The organism is Bacillus sp. SG-1, assembly GCF_000181495.1.
In the GTDB taxonomy this organism is placed as follows: Bacteria; Bacillota; Bacilli; order Bacillales; family Bacillaceae_B; genus Rossellomorea.
Genome location: NZ_ABCF01000101.1, coordinates 1 through 8,079, shown reverse-complemented (window position 1 = coordinate 8,079; position 8,079 = coordinate 1). Strand labels below are relative to the sequence as shown.

The following is an 8,079-nucleotide window of genomic DNA, read 5'->3' as shown; positions in this document are numbered from 1 at the left end:
GACCGGGATGGACGCACCGCTGGTGTACCAGTGTCTTGCCAAAGGCATCGCTGGGTAGCTATGTGCGGAAGGGATAAGTGCTGAAAGCATCTAAGCATGAAGCCCCCCTCGAGATGAGATTTCCCATCACTTTATGTGAGTAAGATCCCTGAAAGATGATCAGGTAGATAGGTCTGAGGTGGAAGCGTGGCGACACGTGCAGCTGACAGATACTAATCGATCGAGGACTTAACCACAATTTATTAGCGAAACTCGGAATACTTTCTTTTCTTCATAACTTTATCTAGTTTTGAGAGAACGATGTTCTTTCAATTGAATATGTCTGGTGATTAAGGCGAAGAGGTCACACCCGTTCCCATGCCGAACACGGAAGTTAAGCTCTTCAGCGCCGATGGTAGTTGGGGGATCTCCCCCTGTGAGAGTAGGACGTCGCCAGGCAAACCAAAGAGTACCCGATGTGGTGCTCTTTTTTTGTATTGAAAAGAAAAAGGGGGAGATCCTCCAGCAGACCCCCGTTCTCCGCAGGAGCGAGGATGGAGAGGAGCAAGAAGGTCGAGGACGAGAGGGAGCGAACACCGGAGTGGGCTCTGCCCATGAGGATGTGAACGAGCGAAGCGGACGAAGAGATTCGCCGCTCATCGCCGTCCGAGCCTTCAGTGCTGATGGTAGTTGGGCCTCCCCCTGTGAGAGTAGGACGTCGCCAGGCAGACAAAAGAGTACCCGATGTGGTGCTCTTTTTTTGTGTTTAAAAAGATGAGATACAAGAGGCATTTTCTACACCTGAGTGGGCTCTGCCCATGAGGATGAGGAGGAGCAAGAAGCTTGACTACACGAGGGTGAGTACCATTGATGAGAGCTCTATTTTGTGCTTAAAGAAGATTTAATATAGGAGGAGGATCAGTTGAGAGAATTACTATTGGACGCAATTATTCCTCGAGTCTTCATAAAATGGTGATTTAATTTGCTTGAACTTTCAAACCAGATAGAATTTCCTAGATTATGGCAGGAGGAGCTGCAGGGAGAAGCAAAAATGTAGCGATTATACGTCAGCAAAGCCAGTTAGGTGCATAACTTTCATTTTAGATGCATAAGTACCTGGATTAGATGCATAACTTTCGTTTTCGACGCATAACTTCCATGTTCGACGCAAAACTCCCAGGATTCGGTGCATAACTCAAAATGGAAGTAACTACTAAACGCTCAATCCGACAGAGGAGTAAAGCAACCTGCACAATTGATACGATTTAAGATGCAATACTCTCAAACTAGGCCCGTTTTTTATAAACGACTCAATTAATGTACCATCCTCTTCAAAACAGAACGATTATCAGTTCAACCTGCTTCCTTCATAGTCAACTCGATCAAAAGTATCTTAGGCCCAATAATTTTTTTATAGATATCTACAAATTTATATCTAAAAAACAGTATACTAAAACTCTTATTAGTTCGTAACCCTATAAGTTTGGATAAAATTGTATAAAATTTGGAACTTCTGTTTATATGCAACGTATATAAAAGCAGGAAAGCATTTTTTAATATGATGGGGACAAATAGCTTTTGCAAACTAGTGGTCTCGGTGGTTTTATGAACATAAATTCAGATGCATCGTTACTTCAGTTGTGTATGTTGGCTAAGTATATTAACCATCTCATTAGCAGCTTTATTCTCTTGGGTGTTAACATATTTGGTCCCACTCTAGTTGTATACATATAGAATCAGTAAATCACCTGATTAATGAGTTTATGTCTTTCAAATAACAATGAGGGGAGAACACTATGTTAAGCAGCTTGCAAAAAGAAAACACTAATAAAGTGGAGAAGGAGGATTCTGGAGTAAAGTTCAAAAGTCTTTTGCTGTATTTTAGTATTTTAGCTGTGCCGGGTTACCTTATCAGTCAACTTCCTCTTCCAAGTGATGCTTTGAGTGTATCGAGAGGGCTTATATGGTTTTCTTATTTTATGTTGATTACATTTAGCTTGAAGAACGTTAGGGAATTTATCATTCCACTGTTACGTTTTAATGCTTTAAAAGAGCCTAAAAGTTATGTGTTTATCCTTTTCACTTTTGCTATTCCTTACTTCCTCTTACATCTTTGTCTTCATTTTGAAGTGTTACTGGACAAATATTTCATTTTTTATTTTAAAAACAACATGCTTCCAGCGGGCAGTTTAGAGAGTACGATTAGGACTGTCTTGCTCACCCCCATATGGGAAGAAATCTTATTCAGAGGAGTCATACTGACCATCCTGTTAAGGTTGATTAAACCATTCTGGGCAATCAGTATTACAGCCATCCTATTTGGAATGATTCACCCATCTGGTGCTTGGATCTTCACTTTTATGGCTGGTTTTCTATTAACGTTTACTGTTTATAAAACCAAGTCTCTAATTCCTGCTATAATTGCTCACTCGTTATGGAATTTATATATGACACAGCTTTTTCTATATTTTTAGGAAATATATAGAGTGAAAAAATCAAAATTAAAGGGGCGTTGACCGTGTGGATCGACGCCCCTTTATTTGAATATAACAGTGATAATCTATTGAGGAAAACGCTAATTAATAATGGAGGGGAGCCAGGAGGGTATACCCTGCTCCTGGCAATGCAATAGCTATTTTCCTGAAATCTTCTTCCTTACTTAAGGTAGTAAACCATGGACAATATTGATTTTACTTTCAACGACATCTCCTCGCTACTCTATAACTCATTTGAAAAACACCTTACTAGATTGTTTTAATGTTGAACTTTCTCAAATGCCAGTTTAATGCCAAACCCTATCAAAACAGTTCCGGTTAGTGCCTCTATTACCTTTGTGGTATTGGGCTTTTTCATAAAGGTGCTGATTTGATTGATCAAAAAAATGTAAAGCAGGAACCAACCTGCTGTAAGCACTGCATAGGTGATTCCCATTAATAGAAAGGGAACCAGTGGCTCGCTGCCGGTATTTACAAACTGAGGCAGAAAGGTAAGGAAAAACACTGCCACTTTAGGGTTTAATATGTTCGTGAGAAACCCTTGCTTGAAATATGATTTATTTTTATATTTATTGTCCTGAGAAAGTTCTTCTGTTAGGGAACTTTTTCTTAATGACAAAATGGATTTCACCCCCAGGTAAACCAAGTAAAGCGCTCCAGCATATTTAAAGAAGGAAAATAAGACTGCTGATTTTACAATAATCGCTGAAAGTCCTGCTACCGCAGCAAGAGTATGGATCAGCAGTGCACAGATTGTTCCTAAAAGTGTTTGGATCCCTTTGGTGCTGCCCCCTGCAAGTGTATTCTTGGTCACGATGGCTGTATCAGGTCCCGGCAAAAGAATCAGCATAGCCGACATGATGACAAAGAGATAAAAATTTTCCACACTCCATCCCTTCCTTTCTGAACAATAAAATTCCTTTCATGATAACATAGCTGCTTTGCGAAAAATGTCAAAGGATGGAGACATTAGGAACCTCCTGAAAAAACTATTATTCAGGGACTCCAGGAGTGTAAATCTATGAAAAAAATTAAATAATGGAATAAAATAAATGATTTCTGAATATTTTTATAATATAATAGAGTCATACCTATTAGAAAGCGCTTACACACTTCAGGAATTACATAACAATTTTATTGATGGAGGGATAGTATGATTTATGCACAACCGAATAAAGAAGGTTCTAAAGTAAATTTTAAATCAAAGTACGATAACTATATTGGCGGCGAGTGGGTAGCTCCGACCAAAGGTGAATACTTTGAGAATATTTCACCTGTGGATGGAAAACCATTTTGTGAGATTGCAAGGTCCACGTCTGAAGATATTGAACTAGCGTTAGATGCTGCACATGCTGCCAAGGACGCATGGGGGAAAACATCTGTATCAGAGCGCGCCGTTATCTTGAATAAAATTGCTGACAGACTTGAAGAGAACCTGGAAATGCTGGCTGTTGCCGAAACATGGGACAACGGTAAACCTGTCAGGGAAACTCTCAATGCGGATTTACCGCTGGCTATTGACCACTTCCGTTATTTTGCTGGATGTATCCGTGCGCAAGAGGGAAGCATCGGGGAAGTAGATAATGATACGGTAGCCTATCATTTCCATGAGCCGCTTGGAGTTGTGGGACAGATTATTCCTTGGAACTTCCCGCTGTTAATGGCGACTTGGAAGCTCGCTCCTGCCCTTGCAGCAGGTAACTGTGTTGTTCTGAAACCTGCAGAACAAACACCGGCAAGTATTATGGTCATGATGGAACTGATTGCAGATTTGCTGCCAAAGGGTGTTGTGAATGTTGTTAATGGTTTCGGAGTTGAAGCAGGAAAACCGCTGGCAACGAGCCAAAGAGTTGCGAAAGTAGCGTTTACGGGTGAAACGACAACGGGCCGTCTGATTATGCAATATGCTTCTCAAAATCTGATACCGGTTACGTTGGAGCTTGGCGGGAAATCACCAAATATCTTCTTTGAAGATGTAATGGCTCAAGATGATGACTTCCTTGATAAAGCAATTGAAGGGTTTGTCCTTTTTGCGCTGAACCAGGGTGAGGTATGTACTTGTCCATCACGTGCTTTGATCCATGAATCAATTTACGATAAGTTCATGGAAAGAGCCCTTGAAAGAGTCAAGGCTATCAAACAAGGAAACCCGCTGGATACCGAAACAATGGTCGGTGCACAGGCTTCTACAGAGCAGCTGGAAAAAATCCTTTCCTATATAGATATCGGAAAACAAGAGGGTGCAGAAGTATTGACCGGGGGGAACCGTAATACCCTTGAAGGGGAATTGGAAGGAGGCTACTACGTAGAACCGACTGTTTTCAAAGGTCATAACAAGATGCGTATCTTCCAAGAGGAAATATTTGGCCCTGTCGTATCTGTAACAACATTCAAAACGGCTGAAGAAGCACTTGAAATTGCCAATGACACGCTTTATGGTTTAGGAGCAGGTGTCTGGTCCAGGGATATAAACACGGCATACCGTTTTGGCAGAAGCATTGAAGCCGGCCGCGTGTGGACGAACTGCTACCATGCCTACCCAGCCCATGCTGCATTCGGCGGTTACAAAATGTCCGGAATCGGCAGAGAGAATCATAAGATGATGTTAAGCCATTACCAGCAGACTAAAAACCTGCTTGTCAGCTACAGCCCTCAGAAATTAGGTTTCTTTTAATCCTCGTATCAAAAAAGGAGGATAAATATGCCCGAAGTTAGAAAAGTGATAGCAACAGAAGAAGCGTCGAAACTCATTTCAAGGCTGAAAGACAAACATGGTCCACTGTTATTTCACCAGTCCGGGGGCTGCTGTGACGGAAGCTCCCCAATGTGTTATCAAGAGGGAGACATGCTGATAGGAGATAGTGATGTCTTGCTTGGTCACATAGACGGCTGTCCATTCTATATTTCCAAAGCCCAATATGATTATTGGAAACACACTCAATTAATCATTGATGTAGTAAAAGGCAGGGGCGGGATGTTTTCACTGGAAGGCCCGGAAGGTTTAAGGTTTTTAACGAGATCCCGAATATTTAACGATGAAGAAAAAGCAGAACTATAAAGGGACCAAACAAAAACGACTCGTCGATTTGACGAGTCGTTTTTGTTTGGCTAATCTTCAGGAGCGTCAATAGAATTTGCTATCTTGACCAGTGTTCCTGGAAGCATCAATTCTGAAACCTTCTTATTGATACTGAGCATATACTGCCAGTTTTCTTTTTCAAAAACCAAGACATTGAATCCAGAGTGGTCTAAGTATACAGCTTCATTTCCATCTTTAAGCTTAATCGTTTTAATGACTTCCTCTTTCTTGTACTGAAACTTCTGCTGGATAGGGCGTATGTTGATCTTGTAATGATTATCCGTTGTCTTTTCATTGATGTATTTCATTTCAAAAGAGTCATTTTCTTCGCCATCTAAGTCATTGAAGCGCCCCAGGATATGGGTGAATTGAATGGGAGGTACTCTAAGTGGCAGTTTCAGCTCTTGGTTAAAGTGGTTTTCTGCTTCTCTTACCGCTTCTTCGGCGGATGTATAGCCAATTTCCCGGTAGATATCTTCGCCGGATTGGTTACTTGGCCCGTTTGCCAGTACCGGGGTATCTGTTGTGCAAAAAAGGATTGCTGAAGCAAATATAAAAATAGAGGCACGTTGTATCATTTAAATCACTCCATACTAAGGTTGAATGTATTTTCCCCTGACTGATCTGAAACTATCCTTATAAGGTAATAAAAGTCCACTACAATAAAGTAAAACTAGAAAAGATATTTTTTTAAAATTAACTGTTGAACTCTATTAAAAAAGGTGATAGTATATTATTACTGTCTCGCAACGAGGCAATGCAAGATATCATCTTGGACTTACTCTTCAAAAAGATTACGAAATACTTGTTGACAGAGTGAAGACAGCATGGTAAACTTTAAAAGTTGCTTCAAACGGAGCAGCTAACAAAAAAACATTTCGCAGAAGTTGACAACAGCGAAACAGCATGTTACGATAGACTTCTGAGCGATTGAACCTTGAAAACTGAACAAAACAAGACAAAACGTCAACGTTAATCTAGTAAGAACCTAGTTCTTGCAAAGTTGCTAACACTTTAATTAGCAGGCTGAAACATAGTTTCAGCATCAATGAGCAAGTCAAACTTCTTTCGGAGAGTTTGATCCTGGCTCAGGACGAACGCTGGCGGCGTGCCTAATACATGCAAGTCGAGCGGACTGATGGGAGCTTGCTCCCTGATGTCAGCGGCGGACGGGTGAGTAACACGTGGGTAACCTGCCTGTAAGACTGGGATAACTCCGGGAAACCGGGGCTAATACCGGATAGTTCTTTTCCTCGCATGAGGAAAAGTGGAAAGGTGGCTTTTAGCTACCACTTACAGATGGACCCGCGGCGCATTAGCTAGTTGGTGAGGTAACGGCTCACCAAGGCAACGATGCGTAGCCGACCTGAGAGGGTGATCGGCCACACTGGGACTGAGACACGGCCCAGACTCCTACGGGAGGCAGCAGTAGGGAATCTTCCGCAATGGACGAAAGTCTGACGGAGCAACGCCGCGTGAGTGATGAAGGTTTTCGGATCGTAAAGCTCTGTTGTTAGGGAAGAACAAGTGCCGTTCAAATAGGGCGGCACCTTGACGGTACCTAACCAGAAAGCCACGGCTAACTACGTGCCAGCAGCCGCGGTAATACGTAGGTGGCAAGCGTTGTCCGGAATTATTGGGCGTAAAGCGCGCGCAGGCGGTCTCTTAAGTCTGATGTGAAAGCCCACGGCTCAACCGTGGAGGGTCATTGGAAACTGGGGGACTTGAGTACAGAAGAGGAAAGTGGAATTCCACGTGTAGCGGTGAAATGCGTAGATATGTGGAGGAACACCAGTGGCGAAGGCGACTTTCTGGTCTGTAACTGACGCTGAGGCGCGAAAGCGTGGGGAGCAAACAGGATTAGATACCCTGGTAGTCCACGCCGTAAACGATGAGTGCTAAGTGTTAGAGGGTTTCCGCCCTTTAGTGCTGCAGCTAACGCATTAAGCACTCCGCCTGGGGAGTACGGTCGCAAGACTGAAACTCAAAGGAATTGACGGGGGCCCGCACAAGCGGTGGAGCATGTGGTTTAATTCGAAGCAACGCGAAGAACCTTACCAGGTCTTGACATCCTCTGACAACCCTAGAGATAGGGCTTTCCCCTTCGGGGGACAGAGTGACAGGTGGTGCATGGTTGTCGTCAGCTCGTGTCGTGAGATGTTGGGTTAAGTCCCGCAACGAGCGCAACCCTTGATCTTAGTTGCCAGCATTCAGTTGGGCACTCTAGGATGACTGCCGGTGACAAACCGGAGGAAGGTGGGGATGACGTCAAATCATCATGCCCCTTATGACCTGGGCTACACACGTGCTACAATGGACGGTACAAAGGGCAGCAAGACCGCGAGGTTTAGCAAATCCCATAAAACCGTTCTCAGTTCGGATTGCAGGCTGCAACTCGCCTGCATGAAGCTGGAATCGCTAGTAATCGCGGATCAGCATGCCGCGGTGAATACGTTCCCGGGCCTTGTACACACCGCCCGTCACACCACGAGAGTTTGTAACACCCGAAGTCGGTGAGGTAACCTT

5 protein-coding genes and 3 rRNA genes are annotated in these 8,079 nt (G+C 43.2%); 6 read left to right on the top strand and 2 right to left on the bottom strand.

Annotated elements, in window-relative coordinates:
• The 3 genes from BSG1_RS18180 to BSG1_RS19920 all read left to right on the top strand — a co-directional run.
• Positions 1-236, top strand: a 23S ribosomal RNA gene (locus BSG1_RS18180); the annotation flags it as partial.
• An 85-nt stretch (positions 237-321) separates the two neighbouring features.
• Positions 322-438, top strand: a 5S ribosomal RNA gene (rrf, locus tag BSG1_RS18175).
• Positions 439-1,775: 1,337 nt separating this feature from the next.
• On the top strand, positions 1,776-2,453 hold the full coding sequence (locus BSG1_RS19920; RefSeq protein ID WP_006838675.1) for a CPBP family intramembrane glutamic endopeptidase: 678 nt from the start codon (positions 1,776-1,778) through the stop codon (positions 2,451-2,453).
• 280 nt (positions 2,454-2,733) lie between these two features.
• Here BSG1_RS19920 and BSG1_RS18160 read toward each other — a convergent pair whose 3' ends face one another.
• Positions 2,734-3,360 carry a LysE family translocator gene (locus tag BSG1_RS18160; protein WP_006838674.1) on the bottom strand — a complete coding sequence of 209 codons (627 nt, stop codon included), beginning with the start codon at positions 3,358-3,360 and terminating at the stop codon, positions 2,734-2,736.
• Between the two features lie 267 nt (positions 3,361-3,627).
• Here BSG1_RS18160 and adh point away from each other — a divergent pair, with 267 nt between their 5' ends.
• The gene (adh, locus tag BSG1_RS18155; protein WP_006838673.1) at positions 3,628-5,148 is read left to right on the top strand and encodes an aldehyde dehydrogenase; all 1,521 of its coding nucleotides are present in this window, start codon (positions 3,628-3,630) and stop codon (positions 5,146-5,148) included.
• A gap of 27 nt (positions 5,149-5,175) precedes the next feature.
• Entirely contained in the window at positions 5,176-5,532 is a 357-nt protein-coding gene (locus BSG1_RS18150) for a DUF779 domain-containing protein (RefSeq protein ID WP_006838672.1), read from the top strand.
• A 50-nt stretch (positions 5,533-5,582) separates the two neighbouring features.
• On the opposite strand, the gene BSG1_RS18145 is transcribed toward BSG1_RS18150, so the two are convergent.
• The gene (locus BSG1_RS18145; RefSeq protein ID WP_006838671.1) at positions 5,583-6,131 is read right to left on the bottom strand and encodes a hypothetical protein; all 549 of its coding nucleotides are present in this window, start codon (positions 6,129-6,131) and stop codon (positions 5,583-5,585) included.
• 487 nt (positions 6,132-6,618) lie between these two features.
• On the opposite strand from BSG1_RS18145, the gene BSG1_RS18140 reads away from it, so the two are divergent.
• Positions 6,619-8,079 (top strand): 16S ribosomal RNA (locus BSG1_RS18140); the annotation flags it as partial.